The sequence below is a fragment of the Arthrobacter sp. TB 23 genome (genome assembly GCF_000294595.1).
Taxonomy (GTDB): domain Bacteria; phylum Actinomycetota; class Actinomycetes; order Actinomycetales; family Micrococcaceae; genus Arthrobacter_D.
Window position 1 is genome coordinate 657 of record NZ_ALPM01000046.1, and the last position, 618, is coordinate 1274.

At 61.2% G+C, this 618-nt stretch carries 1 pseudogene (cut by a window edge); it reads right to left on the reverse strand.

What is annotated here, in order from left to right:
* A pseudogene (locus tag B384_RS17940) lies at window positions 1–618 on the reverse strand (aspartate aminotransferase family protein); it reaches 655 nt to the left of the window's first position.

Here is a 618-nt window from a genome sequence, read left to right on the forward strand (position 1 = left end):
CCCGCCGTCACCCAGGGCCGGTTCGATCAGGAACGCCGCCGTGTCGTTCGGTGCGGTGCGGGTCTGCAGCAGGTAATCGAGTTCCTTCAACGCGAACTCCACCGTGGCAGCCTCGTCCCACCCGTACCGGTACGCATACGGGAACGCGGACATGTGCACACCGGACATCAACGGAGAGAACCCGGCAGAGAACTTCGTCCCGGCAGTGGTCAACGACGCCGCAGCGACCGTCCGGCCGTGGAAGCCGCCCTGGAACACCACAATGTTCGGCCGGCCCGTGGCCATCCTAGCCAGACGGACCGCAGCCTCCACCGCCTCCGAACCCGAATTGGCGTAAAACACCGAATCCAGGCCCTCAGGCAACACCTCACCGAGCTTCTCGGTCAACTCCAGCAACGGCTTATGCATCACTGTGGTGTACTGCGCATGAATAATTTTGCCCACCTGCTCACGGGCAGCTTCCACCACCCGCGGATGGCAGTGACCCGTACTCGTCACACCAATACCGGTCGTGAAATCCAGGTAGGACTGGCCATCAGTAGCATGGATCCAGCTGCCCAGGGCGTGATCAACCACCAAAGGAGTTGCTTGCTTCAAAAGAGGACTAAGGGAAGTCAT